Source organism: Streptomyces sp. RKND-216, from assembly GCF_004795255.1.
In the GTDB taxonomy this organism is placed as follows: Bacteria; Actinomycetota; Actinomycetes; order Streptomycetales; family Streptomycetaceae; genus Streptomyces; species Streptomyces hazeniae.
Genome location: NZ_SSBQ01000002.1, coordinates 1,928,627 through 1,943,199 on the forward strand (window position 1 = coordinate 1,928,627; position 14,573 = coordinate 1,943,199).

The 14,573-nt window shown below is 71.6% G+C and carries 16 protein-coding genes; 4 read left to right on the top strand and 12 right to left on the bottom strand.

Going from position 1 to position 14,573, the window contains the following annotated elements; genetic code table 11:
• Window positions 1–103 precede the first annotated feature (103 nt).
• The gene (locus E4198_RS08295; protein ID WP_136182604.1) at window positions 104–1,051 is read left to right on the top strand and encodes an SPFH domain-containing protein; all 948 of its coding nucleotides are present in this window, start codon (window positions 104–106) and stop codon (window positions 1,049–1,051) included.
• Window positions 1,048–1,305, top strand: a complete 258-nt coding sequence (locus E4198_RS08300) for a hypothetical protein (protein WP_136182605.1) — start codon at window positions 1,048–1,050, stop codon at window positions 1,303–1,305. Before E4198_RS08295 ends, E4198_RS08300 begins: the two co-directional genes overlap by 4 nt.
• 61 nt (window positions 1,306–1,366) lie before the next feature.
• Here E4198_RS08300 and E4198_RS08305 read toward each other — a convergent pair whose 3' ends face one another.
• The 4 genes from E4198_RS08305 to E4198_RS08320 all read right to left on the bottom strand — a co-directional run bounded on the left by E4198_RS08305 (window position 1,367) and on the right by E4198_RS08320 (window position 6,670).
• Window positions 1,367–2,935: an AI-2E family transporter gene (locus E4198_RS08305; protein ID WP_136182606.1), complete on the bottom strand. Its 1,569-nt coding sequence runs from the start codon at window positions 2,933–2,935 to the stop codon at window positions 1,367–1,369.
• Between the two features lie 248 nt (window positions 2,936–3,183).
• Window positions 3,184–3,873 carry a transglycosylase SLT domain-containing protein gene (locus E4198_RS08310; RefSeq protein ID WP_136182607.1) on the bottom strand — a complete coding sequence of 230 codons (690 nt, stop codon included), beginning with the start codon at window positions 3,871–3,873 and terminating at the stop codon, window positions 3,184–3,186.
• Between the two features lie 390 nt (window positions 3,874–4,263).
• Complete coding sequence (locus tag E4198_RS08315) at window positions 4,264–5,601, bottom strand: PhoH family protein (RefSeq protein ID WP_136182608.1); 1,338 nt, start codon at window positions 5,599–5,601, stop codon at window positions 4,264–4,266.
• Between the two features lie 307 nt (window positions 5,602–5,908).
• Window positions 5,909–6,670: an isoprenyl transferase gene (locus tag E4198_RS08320; protein WP_136182609.1), complete on the bottom strand. Its 762-nt coding sequence runs from the start codon at window positions 6,668–6,670 to the stop codon at window positions 5,909–5,911.
• Between the two features lie 224 nt (window positions 6,671–6,894).
• On the opposite strand from E4198_RS08320, the gene mgrA reads away from it, so the two are divergent.
• The gene (gene mgrA / locus E4198_RS08325) at window positions 6,895–7,938 is read left to right on the top strand and encodes an L-glyceraldehyde 3-phosphate reductase (protein ID WP_136182610.1); all 1,044 of its coding nucleotides are present in this window, start codon (window positions 6,895–6,897) and stop codon (window positions 7,936–7,938) included.
• A gap of 231 nt (window positions 7,939–8,169) precedes the next feature.
• On the opposite strand, the gene E4198_RS08330 is transcribed toward mgrA, so the two are convergent.
• A complete protein-coding gene (locus E4198_RS08330) occupies window positions 8,170–8,901 on the bottom strand; it encodes an A24 family peptidase (protein WP_136182611.1) in 732 nt (243 codons plus the stop codon).
• 66 nt (window positions 8,902–8,967) lie between these two features.
• Window positions 8,968–9,432, bottom strand: a complete 465-nt coding sequence (locus E4198_RS08335) for a TIGR03086 family metal-binding protein (protein ID WP_168711398.1) — start codon at window positions 9,430–9,432, stop codon at window positions 8,968–8,970.
• Between E4198_RS08335 and E4198_RS08340 the strand changes: the two genes are divergently transcribed.
• Window positions 9,425–10,213, top strand: a complete 789-nt coding sequence (locus E4198_RS08340; RefSeq protein ID WP_247597597.1) for a WYL domain-containing protein — start codon at window positions 9,425–9,427, stop codon at window positions 10,211–10,213. The two genes, E4198_RS08335 and E4198_RS08340, sit on opposite strands and share 8 nt — an antisense overlap.
• A 121-nt stretch (window positions 10,214–10,334) precedes the next feature.
• Here E4198_RS08340 and E4198_RS08345 read toward each other — a convergent pair whose 3' ends face one another.
• The 6 genes from E4198_RS08345 to E4198_RS08370 form a co-directional block, all read right to left on the bottom strand.
• On the bottom strand, window positions 10,335–11,069 hold the full coding sequence (locus E4198_RS08345) for an OmpA family protein (RefSeq protein WP_136182614.1): 735 nt from the start codon (window positions 11,067–11,069) through the stop codon (window positions 10,335–10,337).
• Between the two features lie 8 nt (window positions 11,070–11,077).
• Entirely contained in the window at window positions 11,078–11,656 is a 579-nt protein-coding gene (locus tag E4198_RS08350) for a hypothetical protein (protein ID WP_136182615.1), read from the bottom strand.
• A 34-nt stretch (window positions 11,657–11,690) separates the two neighbouring features.
• The gene (locus E4198_RS08355; protein WP_136182616.1) at window positions 11,691–12,218 is read right to left on the bottom strand and encodes a hypothetical protein; all 528 of its coding nucleotides are present in this window, start codon (window positions 12,216–12,218) and stop codon (window positions 11,691–11,693) included.
• Window positions 12,219–12,271: 53 nt separating this feature from the next.
• Window positions 12,272–12,466: a hypothetical protein gene (locus E4198_RS08360; RefSeq protein ID WP_136182617.1), complete on the bottom strand. Its 195-nt coding sequence runs from the start codon at window positions 12,464–12,466 to the stop codon at window positions 12,272–12,274.
• Window positions 12,467–12,715: 249 nt separating this feature from the next.
• Window positions 12,716–13,615: a DUF5936 domain-containing protein gene (locus E4198_RS08365; protein WP_136182618.1), complete on the bottom strand. Its 900-nt coding sequence runs from the start codon at window positions 13,613–13,615 to the stop codon at window positions 12,716–12,718.
• Between the two features lie 12 nt (window positions 13,616–13,627).
• The gene (locus tag E4198_RS08370; protein ID WP_136182619.1) at window positions 13,628–14,572 is read right to left on the bottom strand and encodes a type II secretion system F family protein; all 945 of its coding nucleotides are present in this window, start codon (window positions 14,570–14,572) and stop codon (window positions 13,628–13,630) included.
• Between the last annotated feature and the right edge of the window lies 1 nt (window position 14,573).

A 14,573-nucleotide genomic window follows, 5' to 3' on the forward strand; every position in this document is an offset into this window, starting at 1 on the left:
CGGCGGTCCGGGCCGGCACGGAGGGCTGGACCGGATCGCCGCCACCCTTTAAAGTGATATCACTTTGCTAGATCAGCACCGGACGCGAAACGGGGGAACCTCCATGCCCGACCACGACACGACCGCCCAGCCCGACGAACTGCCCGACATGCCGGCACCCCAGGTGCGGGAGAAGGCCGCGCACAGCATCGGCGGCGGCCTCGCACTCCTCTTCGGCCTCGTCGGCTTCCTGCTCGGCGCGGGCGGCATCGCCCTCGGCGGCATCCTCATCGGCAACGGGACCGCGGGCGTCGGCGCACCACTGCTGATCATCGGCATCGTGCTGCTGATCGGCTCCGTCTTCGCCATGGCCGGCCTCAACATGGTCGCCCCCGGCGAAGCGCGCGTGGTGCAGTTCTTCGGCCGCTACACCGGCACCATCCGCGCCGACGGCCTGCGCTGGGTCAACCCGCTGACCACCCGCACCAAGATCTCCACCCGTGTCCGCAACCACGAGACCGCCGTGCTCAAGGTCAACGACGCCTATGGCAACCCGATCGAGCTGGCCGCGGTCGTCGTGTGGCAGGTCGCGGACACCGCGCAGGCCACCTTCGAGGTGGACGACTACGTCGAGTTCGTCTCCACCCAGACCGAGGCCGCCGTCCGGCACATCGCCATCGAGTACCCGTACGACGCCCACGACGAGGACGCGCTGTCGCTGCGCGGCAACGCCGAGGAGGTCACCGAGAAGCTCGCCGTCGAGCTGACCGCGCGCGTGCAGGCGGCCGGCGTCACCATCATCGAGTCCCGCTTCACCCACCTCGCCTACGCGCCGGAGATCGCCTCCGCGATGCTCCAGCGGCAGCAGGCCGGCGCGGTGGTCGCGGCACGGAAGACCATCGTCGACGGCGCATGCGGCATGGTCGAGGACGCGGTGAGCCGGATCGCGGCGCAGAACTTCGTAGAACTCGACGAGGAGCGCAAGGCGGCCATGGTGAGCAACCTGCTGGTCGTGCTGTGCGGCGACCGGTCCCCGCAGCCCGTGCTGAACACCGGGACGCTCCACCAGTGACCGCCGACGGCGACGACGTCGCCGACGACGAGGGTGCACCGCCCCCGAAGCGGCGGGCGCAGCAGCGCAAGCAGGTGCTGCTGCGCCTGGACCCGGCGGTGCACGACGCGCTGGCGCGCTGGGCGGCGCACGAACTGCGCTCCACGAACGCGCAGATCGACTACCTGCTGCGGGAGGCGCTGCGCGCCGCGGGGCGGTTGCCCCGCGACGCCCGGCCCCACCCCCGCCGCGGCCGGCCGCCCTCCGACTCCTGACCCGCGCCGCCGCCGCGACGGCGGTACCGGGTGCCGGTGCGGCGGCCCGGAGGCGGGAGGGTCAGCGCGGCGGCGGTTCGCTGCCGCCGGGACCGTTCCGGTCGGCGCCGTTCCCGTCGGCGCCCTTCCCCTCGTCGGAGGCGCCGGCGGCGCCGGGGGTGGCGTCCGCCGCGCCGTCGGCGAGGTCCCGCTGCTCCGGCGCGGGGGGCTCCGTCGTCGACTCGGCCCGCCTCGCGGCGCCCGTCGACGCCGACGGCGCGGACGTGGGCGCGACCGCCGCGACCGTCGCGCCGTACGGTCCCGGGCCCCGCCCCTCCGTGGAGCGCCGCACCACCTGCTCGTGCGCGTACGCCCGCAGGTAGCCGACGGCCGTGTTGGTCACCGCGACCAGCGGCACGGCCACCACGGCGCCGGGGATGCCGGCGATGAGGCCGCCCGCGGTGACGGACAGGACCACGCCCAGCGGGTGCACCCGCACCAGCCGGCCCAGGATGAAGGGCTGCAGGATGTGGCTCTCGATCTGCTGGACGGCCAGCACCACCGCGAGCACGAGCAGCGAGGTGAACAGGCCATTCGTGACCAGCGCGACCAGGACCGCCAGCGCACCGGAGGTCACGGCACCCACGATGGGCACGAAGGAGAAGAGGAAGATCAGCACGGCGAGCGGTACCGCCATCGGCACGTCGAGGAAGTAGAGGCCGATGCCGATGAAAAGGCCGTCGATCAGCGCGACGATCACCGTGCCGCGCACGTACCCGGTGAGGGTGACCCACGCCCGCGGGCCGGCGCCGGCGACGCCCTCCCGCGCGGCGGCGGGAACGAAGTTGAGGGTCCAGTCCCACACCCGGCGGCCGTCGTACAGCAGGAACAGCGTCACGAACATGGCCAGCAGCGCGCCGGAGAAGAACTCCAGCACCACGGTCACACCGGTCAGGCTCGCACTGGTGATGGTCTTGCTGTTGTCTCCGATCCAGTCGCTGACCGTGCCGGCGATGTTGTTGACCTGGTCCTCGGAGACGTGGAAGGGACCGTTGACGGCCCACCTCTTGAGCTCCTCGATGCCGTCCTGGATGCGCTCGGTCAGGGTCGGCAGGTTCTCCATGATCTGCCAGGCGACGAACCAGCCGATGAGACCGATGAAGACGGTGCCCATGATGAACGTGAGCAGGGTCGCCAGACCCCGGGCGACGCCAAGCCGGCGCAGCCGGGCGACCGTGGGCTGGAGCAGCGCGGTGATCAGCAGGCCCGCGGAGAACGCGATGATCAGCAGGCTGACGGTGCTGACGACCTTGGTGAGCACCCAAATGACACCGGCCAGCACGAGCAGCCGCCAGCCGGCCTCGGCCGCCACCCGCATGCCCCACGGGATCGCGGCGGCCGGCTCGGGCTTGGCCACGACGGCCGGTGCATAGGAGGGCGGTGCCGGGTAGCGGCGCGGGTCCCGCTCGCCGTCGTCCCCGGAACCGGAGCCCGAGCCCGAACCCGAACCGCCGCCCGGCCCGGAGCCGGACCCGCCGGGTCCGGAGAGCACCGGATCGTCCATGGTGGCCCGCGCCCGGCGTTCGGCGGCGCGGGCGGCCCACTTCTGCACGCCGTCCAGGAACCTGTCGACCCTGCGTTCCCGTTCCATCCCGTCCTCCGCCCCCCGTGGGTCCCGTGTCCCGTGTGCTCGTGCGGCCGCCCGCGCTGCGCGCCTGCTCGTCGTGTGGGGGACGACGTTACCGGCGCGGAAGGTTGCCTTCCGTCCCCCACGCCACCGTGGTCACTCCCCGCACATGCAGCTGCCCCTGACCAGTATCCCGGTCAGGGGCAGTCATGCGTGCTACGGCGGCCCGGAACGCTCCTCGGCGAAAGCGGGTGGCTCAGAGCCGCGGCCGGTCAGTACCAGTTGTTGGCCTGCCAGAAGTCCCATGCGCCGCACGGGCTGCCGTAGCGGTCGTTCATGTAGTTCACGCCCCACTTGATCTGGGTCGCCGGGTTGGTCCGCCAGTCGGCGCCGGCGGAGGCCATCTTCGTCCCGGGCAGGGCCTGCATCAGGCCGTACGCGCCGGAGGACGGGTTGGTGGCGGTGTAGTCCCAGCCCGACTCGTGGTCGACGATGTTGGAGAAGCACTGGAACTGGCCTGCTCCGACGATCTGCCGTGCCATCGCCTGGACCTCGGCGGTGGTGTACGAGGACTGGACGGCGAAGTCCGTACGCTCGGCGTTGCGGCTGGCTGCCTCGGCCTCCTCGCGCTCCTTCGCCTCGCGTGCCGCCTCCTCGGCCGCCTCCTTCTTCGCGGCGGCGTCCTCGGCGGCCTGCTTGCGCGCGGCTTCCTGGGCGGACTTCTTGGCCGCGGAGTGCGCAGCCGTCGTCTGGGCGTCCGCCTGCTGCGTCAGGGAGACAGTCTGAACCTGGGCGTTGCCACCCGCAGGTATGTCGGCGAGGAGCGTCGCGTCGGCGGCAGTGGCCTCGATGTCGTTCGAGGGTGCCTGCTCGCTCCCCGAAGCCACACCGACGACGGCGCCGACAGTGGTGACCGCGGTGGCTGACGCCACGGCGAATCCCCGGACCGAAATCCGGCTCACACGGTTTCCTTCCCACATCGCCCACGGGAGGGACCCGCGGGCGCAATCGTGCCCCTGGCGCTGGACCCCCACACCGTTGCGGGAGTCGCGGGCCCGGGCGGTCTCCCGATGGCGGGAGCCCGCGTGGTTCCTCGGGCGGCATACGGCTGACGGCTGTTGACTTGTGTGGTGCTGCACCGCTGGGGGTGCTGGAGTGCCGTATGCGGGGCCTGACAGAACCCACACCCTGCCGGACGAGGCGGGGTTGAGGCAATTCTGCACCGAGTGGGAAAGTTCACAGGGGGTTTGGCAGGTGTGTTTGCCGGAAACATGGGTGCGGCCGAGCCCCGAATGAGTAAGCTGCTTCGCCCACTCGTACGAGACTCGGCCGTCAACTGGCGGATCAGGGCATTAAATCCGACCTTCCTCCAGCATTTCGGTCACCAGCGCGGCGATCGGCGAACGCTCCGAACGCGTGAGCGTGATGTGGGAGAAGAGCGGGTGCCCCTTGAGTCGTTCCACGACCGCCACCACTCCGTCGTACCGGCCGACGCGCAGATTGTCCCGCTGTGCCACGTCATGGGTGAGAACGACACGCGAGTCCTGCCCGATGCGCGAGAGCACCGTCAACAGCACGTTCCGCTCCAGGGACTGGGCCTCGTCCACGATGACGAACGCGTCGTGCAGCGAACGGCCCCGGATGTGCGTCAGCGGCAGCACCTCGAGCATGCCGCGGGCGACGACCTCCTCGATGACGTCCCGGCTGGTCACCGCCGACAACGTGTCGAAGACGGCCTGCGCCCACGGGTTCATCTTCTCGTCGTGGGTGCCCGGCAGGTAGCCGAGGTCCTGCCCACCCACCGCGTACAGCGGGCGGAAGACCATCACCTTCCGGTGCTGCCGCCTTTCCAGCACGGCCTCCAGGCCGGCGCACAGCGCCAGCGCGCTCTTGCCGGTGCCCGCCCGGCCGCCCATCGAGAGGATGCCGATCTCGGGGTCGAGCAGCAGGTCCAACGCGATGCGTTGTTCGGCGCTGCGGCCCTTGATGCCGAACACCTCGCGGTCGCCGCGCACCAGCTTGATCCGGCCCTCCGCCGTCACCCTCCCGAGTGCCTTGCCCTTCTCCGACTGGAGCACCAGACCAGTGTGCACGGGCAGGTCGGCGGCCTGCGGCAGGAGCACGGACTCCTGCGCGAAGAGCTCGTCGATGTCCTCTCCGGGCAGTGTCAATTCCGCCATGCCGGTCCAGCCGGAGTCGGTGATGGCGAGCTCCGCGCGGTACTCCTCGGCGAGCAGGCCGACCGACGACGCCTTGATGCGCAGCGGCAGGTCCTTCGAGACGACCGTGACGTCGTAGCCCTCGGCCTGGAGGTTGCGGGCCACCGCGAGGATGCGGGTGTCGTTGTCCTCCATCCTCCCGTTCCCCTTGGAAAGGGCCGCGGGGAGCACGGCGACGTCCGTGTTGTTGAGCTCGACGCGCAGTGTCCCGCCGAGCTCGCCGACCGGCAACGGCACGTCCAGCCTGCCGTGCCGGATCCGGTACTCGTCGAGGAGGCGCAGGGCCTGCCGCGCGAAGTAGCCCAGTTCCGGGTGATGGCGCTTGGCCTCCAGCTCCGTCACCACGACCACCGGGAGCACGACCTCGTGCTCGTCGAAGCGGGTCATGGCCGCCGGATCGGCGAGCAGGACGCTGGTGTCGATCACATAGGTGCGCCGGTCGGGTGTGAGGCGCTTCTTGCTGTTCGCCACGGGTGGACGTACCCCCTCGGATGAGGTCGGAAGCGACGGCGTCGCGGGGGAAGAGACCGGGTCGGGCCGCGTAGAACGGGCCGGACTCCGGCCCTCTCCCGACGGTCGCCGCGCTTGGGGTGCGGTCTTCCGTGGTCGCTCAACGGGCCTCCCGGCGGCCGCTCCGTGTACGGCGCGGCCACCTGAGATATTCCCGCCGGAGCGAAGGAGCATGCAACGGGGGGCGACACCACGCGAACGGGTACGTTTCGGTTCAGTGAGGGGTGCCCCGGCGCGAGGTGGCGCGGGTGAGGGGCGAGGGCGGGGGTCAGCCCCCGTAGCGGCGGTGGCGGGCGGCGTAGTCGCGCATCGCCCGCAGGAAGTCGACCTTGCGGAAGGCCGGCCAGAACACGTCGCAGAAGTAGTACTCCGAGTGGGCGCTCTGCCAGAGCATGAAGCCGGACAGCCGCTGCTCGCCGCTGGTGCGGATCACCAGGTCCGGGTCGGGCTGGCCGCTGGTGTAGAGGTGTTCGGCGATGTCCTCGACGGTGAGGTTCTCAGCCAGCTCGTGGAGGCCGGTGCCGCGGCCGGCGTGGTCGGCGAGCAGCGAGCGCACGGCGTCGGCGATCTCCTGGCGGCCGCCATAACCGACGGCGACATTCACGAGTATCCCGTCCACGCTGCCGGCCTTCTCCTCGGCCTCCTTCAGCACCCGCTGGGTGCGTCCGGGCAGCAGATCGAGCTGACCCACGTGGTGCACCCGCCAGCGGCCGTCGGCGGCCAGGTCGCGCACCGTGTCCTCGATGATGCCCAGGAGCGGCAGCAGTTCGTTGTCCGGGCGGCTCAGGTTGTCCGTGGAGAGCAGCCACAGCGTGACCACCTGGACGTCCGTCTCGGAGCACCAGCCCAGCAGTTCCTGGATCTTTCCGGCGCCGGCCCGGTGGCCCTGCTCGGTGGTCCCCCCGGAAGCGCGAGCCCAGCGGCGGTTGCCGTCCAGGATCACCCCGATGTGCTCCGGCACACGCGCGAGATCGAGGCGGTCCTCCACCCGCCGCGCGTAGAGCCTGTACACCAGGTCGCGAAGCTTCATGGGAATGGCCAGCCCTCCGTGCCGTGTCCGGGAATCACAGAACCCTACTGCCGGTCCCCCGTCCGGGCGAATCCGGGCAACCGGGCTCCACCACCCCCGGGCACGCACCCGTCACGCCCACGGATCACCACGATCACCGGAGCCCCGACCGTCACCCCAGTCACTGCGGTCACCCGCCCGGCGTGGCAGGAGGCGGGTTCGTCACCGCTTGATATGACGGTCTCATGAACGACGCACTCCACTACCGCGCCGCGGACAGCCGTTACGACACCATGACGTACCGGCGCTCCGGCCGCAGCGGGCTGAAACTCCCGGCGATCTCGCTCGGCCTGTGGCACAACTTCGGCGACGACCGCGCCCTCGGCGCCCAGCGCGCCATCCTGCGCCGCGCCTTCGACCTCGGCGTCACGCACTTCGACCTGGCCAACAACTACGGCCCGCCGCCCGGCTCCGCCGAGCTGAACTTCGGCACGCTCCTCGCCCAGGACTTCCGCCCGTACCGCGACGAGCTGGTGATCTCCACCAAGGCCGGCTACGACATGCACCCCGGCCCGTACGGCGAATGGGGCTCCCGCAAGTACCTGCTCTCCTCGCTGGACGCCTCGCTGCGGCGGATGGGGCTCGACTACGTCGACATCTTCTACTCGCACCGCTTCGACCCGGACACCCCGCTCGAGGAGACCATGGGGGCCCTGGCCTCCGCCGTGCACCAGGGAAAGGCGCTGTACGTGGGCGTCTCCTCGTACAACGCGGCGCGCACGCGCGAGGCGGCGCGGTTGCTGCGCGACATGGGCGTACGGCCGCTGATCCACCAGCCGTCCTACTCGATGATCAACCGGTGGACGGAGGACGACGGACTGCTCGACACGCTGGAGGAGGAGGGCATGGGCTGCATCTCCTTCGCCCCGCTCCAGCAGGGCATGCTCACCGACAAGTACCTGGGCGGCATCCCGGAGGGTTCCCGGGCCACACAGGGCAAGTCGTTCGACCCCGGCTGGCTGACGGACGAGGTACGCCGCCGGCTGGGCGGCCTGAACGACATCGCGCGGCGGCGCGGCCAGTCCCTCGCGCAGCTCGCCCTGTCCTGGGTGCTGCGCGACCCGCGCATGACCTCGGCACTCATCGGCGCGAGCAGCGTGGCGCAGCTGGAAGCGAACGTGGCGGCGCTGGACGGACCCGCGCTGACCGACGCGGAGCTGGCGGACATCGACGCACTGGCCACCTCGGAGCCCGGCGTGAACATCTGGTCCCGCAGCAGCGAGAGCTGAGCGCCGGGGCCGGGCGGGGCCGGGGCGAGCCGCTCCCGCTACCTGCCAACGGGGCGGACACCCCGCACACGAAAGCGGGCCGGTCCGAGGGGGGAGTCGGACCGGCCCGAGGGGGGGGTTTCCACCATAGCCCCTCCAAGGCCGTGCTCGGAGCACACTCGCCGGGTTTCCCTTCCGGAACCCGTCCGGAACCCGGCCGGCGCACCCGGGACCGGCCTCGCCGGGGGTGCTTCAGGCCGCGAGCAGGAGACCCCCCAGCGTGCCCAGCACCATGAAGGGGCCGAAGGCGAGCGCGCTGCTCCGGGTGGCGCGTCCGCGCAGGACAAGGGTGATTCCGTAGACCGCGCCGGAGAGGAAACCGAGGAACGCGCCGGTCAGCAGAGCACCCCAGCCGTACCAGCCCAGGGCGAGCCCAAGCGGCAGGGCGAGCTTCACGTCGCCGAATCCCATCGCATTCGGTTGAATGAGAAACAACACACCATACGCGGCGCTCAGCACCACCCCTCCGAGCAGGGCACGAGGCCAGCTCCCGGCCGCTCCGGGTAGCAGCGCGGCGACGCCGAGCAGCGCGGCCGTACCGAACGCCAGTGGCAGGGTGAGGATGTCGGGCAGCCGGTTGACGGCCCGGTCCACCGCGGCGAGCAGCAGCGCCACCGGGACGGCGAGGAGCCACACCGCCAGCTCCGGTCGGGGCCCGACCACGAGGGCGAGCGCCGCACACACCAGGGCCGAGCCCGCGGCGAACGCCCGCGCCGACCGGCCGTACGTCCCGCAGTCCCCGCACCGGGCACGGCCCAGCCACCCGCCGCCCCGCCCGCGCAGCGGATGCCCGTCCGGGCACCGGCCCCGCCACGCCTCCCCCGGCTCCACCGACAAGCGGTATGCCGGCCGTGGCAGCAGTGCCCCGGCCCCCGCCCCGTAACCGGCCGCCACCAGCACCCTCAACCCCTCGGCCACGTCCACGCGGTGAGCGTACGCGCCGCGGCACCGCACGGGTACGGTGCCGCGGGGCCGGTGCGCGGCCCGCCGTCAGCCCACGTCGCGGCCGAGCCAGGCGGCGAGCCGGGTGTAGGGGCCGGCGTCCGGAGCGGTCGGGCGTACCGGGCCGAAGGGCACGGCACCGCCCCGGGGTTCGGCGGGGACGATCTGCTCGGCGAAGGGCAGGGTCGCCTCGGCGAGCCGCGCGTCGAGACGGCCGACCGCGCCCAGTGCGCGGGCCAGGTCCCAGGCGTGCACCACGGTCTCCTGCACCTCAGCACCCACCACGCCGTGACCGGGCACATCGCCCCACGGCACGGTGTAGGTGCCCGCCAGCCCGCCGTCGTCCGCCCACGCGGCGCGGAACCGGGCGCGCGCCCGGGCATAGGCCGCGGCCCAGCCGTCGTCCGGGACCCCGCGCGGCGTCTCCTCCTCCATGACCGCCCCCGGGCCCGCCTCACCCAGCGCCGCCGTGCGCTGCGTGCCGTCGACGACGTGCTCCAGCAGCGTGCACACATCCCACTCCCGCAGGGAGTCGGAGCGCGGGCGGCACGGCGGGGACAGCGAGCCGCACACCTACACCGTCGACCCGTACGGCCTGGTGGCGAAGGCCGGCGTCTGGTGCCTCGTCGCCGACCTGCGCGGCGGGCCCCGGCTGTTCCGCGCGGACCGGCTGGCCTCGGCGAAAGTGCTGGACACCCCGGTGCAACGGCGTGCCGGCGTCGAACTGGCCGAGGCATGGGAGGCGCTGCGCGACGCGGTCGAAGTGCGCCCGACCGTCGTCCGCGTCCACGCCCGCGTACGCCGCGAGCGGCTGGCCCTCTTCCTGCGCATCTGCGGCACCATGCTCGACCCCGGCTTCCCGCCCCCGGACGGAACCGGAAGGGAGGAGTGGGCGGAGGTCCGCATGGCCTACCCCGCCTTCGGCGCGGTCTGCCAGCTCCTCCAGTTCGGCGGCGACGTGGAAGTCCTCGACCCGCCCGCCGCCCGCGCCGAACTCCTGCGCGCCGCCCGCGAGATCACCGCCCTCTATCCGCCGCCCCCCAGACCCGGACACGGACCCGGACCCGGCCACGGACCCGGCCACGGACCCGGACCCGGCCTGAGCCCTGCCGGTCCGGAGGAAGGGCACCGCTCGCGCCCCGACGGGACATGGCGCTGGGCCCTGGACCAACCCGCCGCCACGGCGCCGACGGGTGGGGAGGGGCATCGACGGGCACGGGGGCGGGCGCAGGCGCTGAGCGGATTCCACATGACGTATGCGGGCGGAATGGCTGCTGTCCTGGTGGTGGGCTGACGTCAACACCTCTCTTGCAGGGTTGCCCGGCGCCGATCTTGGCGGTTGGTCTCTTTCCTGGGTGCCGAGTCGGGCTGCTGCCGCCCAAACCGCACCCCCAGAGACGCCGCGCCCCTCGGCGTCAGCCCTCGCGGGCGAAGGAGACCTCGACGCGGCGGTTCTTCTTCCGCCCCTCCTCCGAGGAGTTGTCCGCGATGGGGTAGTCCTCGCTGTAGCCGCGCACCTGGAAGGTGATGCCCGGGGCCAACTCCCCGGCCAGTTCCTTCTGGACGGCGTTGGCCCGCTGCTTGGAGAGAACTTCGCCGTGGGCGTACGAGCCGAGGTTGTCGGTGAAGCCGAAGACGTTCACCTCGGTCGCGCCCTGGCTCTCGATCTCCGTCGCGATGTCCTCGATGCGAGCGCGCGCCTCGTTGTTGAGCTTCGCGCTGTTCTTGGGGAACAGCACCTCCGCCTGGAGGGTGAAGGTGGTCTTGGTGTTGCTGTCGGCGCGGCGCTGCTCGCCGGTCATGGTCTCGGTCACGAATTTGATGTCCAGCACCTTCGGCGGGGCGAGACGCGCCCCGTCGGCGAGCTTGAGGCCGACGGCCTGGGGATCGACCGCCACCGGCGGTTCGGCGTCGCCGATGTTGTCCGGCGGCTCGCTGTACGAGGGGGCGGGTCCGCCGTCCTCCCCCGGCAGGGCGGGGTCGTCGGTCGGGATCGTGGTCGGGTTGGCGGCGCCCGGCAGCGAGGGCGGGGCCGGCGGATCGTTGGGGTCCGCGTGCGCGCCGGTGGCACCGACGCCTGCCAGGACCAGCACCGACACGGAGGTACAGGCGGCCGACCGCAGGACACGTGCGCGGGGGCGAGGGGTCATGGCCGGGCTCACCCTTCCGAGAGGGAGACGGTGGCGGGCGGCATGTCGGCGATCTGGAAGTCCACCTCGTCGTTCCCCTCCGGCGGCGCGGGGAACTGCGCGTACCAGTCGGTCGAGTCGCCCCCGCCCAGCCCCATGTTGAACTTGGTGCACAGACAGCGGCCTTCGGTGTCGCGGAGGATGAAATAGCGCTTGCGACCTTCCTTGTCCACGAGCTTGGCCCCCGCCATCGAGGCCTGGTTGTCGGCGAGTTCCACCTCGTCGCCCTGCCAGCCGGGCGCGGCCCAACGGTCACTGCCGGCGTTGGTGACCGTCCCCCTCACGGTCACGAAGCCGCCCTGCTCGCGGAGGGCGCTGCTGATCCGGAGAGTGATGTCGCCGCTCTTCACTTCTGCCAGCGTTTGGTTCTGCTGCTCCTGTCCGGCGGTATCACCCTCCTTCCCGCCCTCCTGCGGCGCTGTCTGGCTGCTGGACGGCTCGGACGGTGGGCTGCCCCCGTCGCTGCACCCGGCGAGAGCCAATGCGGTGCCCACGGTGACGGCCACGACGGTGGAAGCCCTGCGGGCTCGGGCTGGCCGGATGCTCATGGTTCGGTCTCGTCCTTCACTCGTTGCTCGGTCGTCAGTCGACGAGGACCACGTCGAACAGGTCGGAGGGGGTCACGTCGGCGTCGTCATCGGGGTCGATCTCGATCTCTTCCCCGTCACACGTGAGTTCCACGTCCTCCTCGGCGGCGTCGAAGTCGCAGAGCGGCTGGACCACGGCGGTGGCGTCCGCGTCGGCCGTCTTGTTGCCCGTGCCGGGAATGATGGTCTTGCCGGTACTGAAGTTCGTTTCGACCCGGACCCTGTAGCCGAGGTCGCCGTGACGCAGAACCGGATCGCACGAGGTCACGGAGGAGTCGTTCCGCTCAGCGAAATCTGAGGCTGCACCACATCCCTCCGGGTCAAGCGGCTCCGTCAGGCCCAGCCAGCCTTGCCAGTCGTCACCCTCTCCGAGAGAGTCGAGGAATCCCTCGAAGAAACGGTCCCGGTCGTCGCGGGCGGCCGCCAGCGCGGCGGCATCCGCGGCGGACTGGCCGCCGTTGCGCACGGCTGCAGCCTTGGCCACGACGAAGAAGGCGAGGGCGAGGAACAGGAGACCCGCCATCACCGCTCCGTACAGGATCAGTGTCTGCCCACGGTCGCCCCGTCGCACACGGCTCAGAGGATGCTGCTCACCGCGTCCGAGATACCACCGGAGATCGAGGCGCCCAGGTTCAGCTGGGTGATCAGCAGGATGATGCCGGCGACCAGGATGACGATGCCCGCGTACTCGATGGACGTGACGCCCCGGTCCGCGGCGCGGCCCCTCAGGTGTGGGGTGGTCTTGCGGACCCACTCGCGGATGGCCCTCATGGCGGTCTCCTCCGGTGTCGGCCGGCCTCGTGCGGCCGGTCCCGCTCAGCGAGGTGAGGATGCCCCGTAGGGTCAACGTCCTCACCTCCGGCTGTGGTTCGTCGTTTCGGTGGTCTGTCGTATTGTCGCGCACCGTCGATGTGACATCGCTGAGGGTGTCACGATCGGTGGCATCTGCACCAGAGTCGGCGGGTATCGGGATGGCCTCGGCGTGAGCGCCTCCGCCCACACCGTCGCCCGCCCACCTCGTCATTCGCCCAGGAACGAACCGAAGTCCGTCCCGCTGCCCAGGACGAAGGTGGCGACGATGAGGATGAGCGTGCCGGGCAGCAGGAACGCGATGGTGGCGATGGTCGCCTTGGGAACCGTCTTGGCGGCCTTGCGGCGGGCGTTCTGCGCATCCGTACGGCGCATGTCGGTGGCGATCTGCATGAGGGTGTCGGCGATGGGGGCGCCCAGTTCCTCGCCCTGCTGCAGTGCGGTGACGAACTGGTCGACCTGTTCGGAGGTGTTGCGGCGGCGCAGCTGGCCGAAGGCCTCGCGGCGGCTCACTCCCATGTCCATCTGCCGCAGGGTGATGTGGAGTTCGTCCGCCCACGGCCCCTTGTAGCGCTCGGCGACCCGCTCCAGGGCCTGACGGAAGCTGAGCCCGGCCGAGACGACGACGGCGAGCACGTCGAGGAAGTCGGGCAGCGTCCGCTCGATCTCGCGCCTACGGTGCCGGATGGCCTCGCGCAGGGCGAGATCCGCGGCGAACCAGCCGAAGGCCAGGGCGATCAGGGCGAAGACCGGACTGCCGGCGACGAGGCCTATGCACGCCATGACGGCGCCGAAGAGCCCGTAGACGGCGCGGCGGGCGGCGTAGCGGTCGAGGGTGAGGCCGCCGGGGTTGCCGGCCTGGTCGATGCGTCGGCGCTTGGCGTCCCGCCGTCTGGGTCCCATCAGCCGCAGCACGAGCGGGGCGAGGCGGACGCCGAGGGTGTCGACGGCCTGCTGGCGCGGTTTGGCGCGGGTGGCACCGACCTCCAGCGCGAGGGCGAGGTCGGACGGCAGCCTGGTCTCGCCGCGGTAGAGGCGTATGCCGGTGAGGACGCCGAGGACGGCCAGTCCTGCGGCGAGGGCGAGGAGCAGCGAGGGGAGAGAGGTCACGGTGCACGCTCCTCAGACTTCGATCCGACCGAGGCGGCGGATGACGGTGAATCCGACGGCGAACAGCCCGACGGCGACGATCATCGCGATCTGTCCGGCGGGCGTGCCGGTGACTTGGTCGAGGGCGCCCGGGGACATGGAGTTCATCATCAGCATCGCGCCGACGCCCAGCACGGGGATGGTGTACGCCGTGGCGTTGACCTCGGCGAGCATGGTGCGGACCTCGCGCCGGGTCTCCTTGCGTTCCTCCAGCGTCTCGGTGAGGTTGCGCAGCGAGCTGACGATGGTGCCGCCGGCGCGGTGGGAGAGCACCAGGGTGGTGACGAGGACGACGAGTTCGCGCGACGGGAGGCGCTCTGCGAGCTCGCCGAGGGAGTCCTCGACTGAGCGTCCGACGGCGAGTTCGCCTGCGACGAGGGTGAGTTCGTCGCCTGCGGGGGCGTCCATCTCCTCGGCGGCCATGCCGAGTGCGGTGCGCAGCGCGAGGCCGGCGGAGGTGGCGTTGGCGAGGATGCGGGAGAGCTCGGGGAGTTGGCCGATGAAGGCTTCGATGCGCTTCTGCCGCTGCCAGTCGAGGAAGGCGTTGGCGGCGAGGACGCCGAGGATGCCGGCGAGGGGGCCGAAAAAGGGGGCGAGCAGCGTGGCGGCGAGAATCCACAGTCCGGCGACGCCGGTGACGGCGTAGACGGCGAACTCGCCGGGGGTGAGGTCGAGTCCGGTGGCGGCCAGCCTGAGGTGGATGCGGCGGCCGAGGCGGGTGCGGCGCAGGCGACGGTCGACGGCGGTGAACGGCCGTCCCCGTCCGTCGGGAGGGAGGGGGCCCTCGGCGGGTGCGGCGAGACGTTCGACGAGCGCCTGCCGTCGGGCGCGGCCCGACGCGAACGCCTGGACCCCGGCGACGGCGAGGACACAGGCCAGCAGCGCGGCGGCGAGGGTGATCAGCGCGAGTGTGGTCATG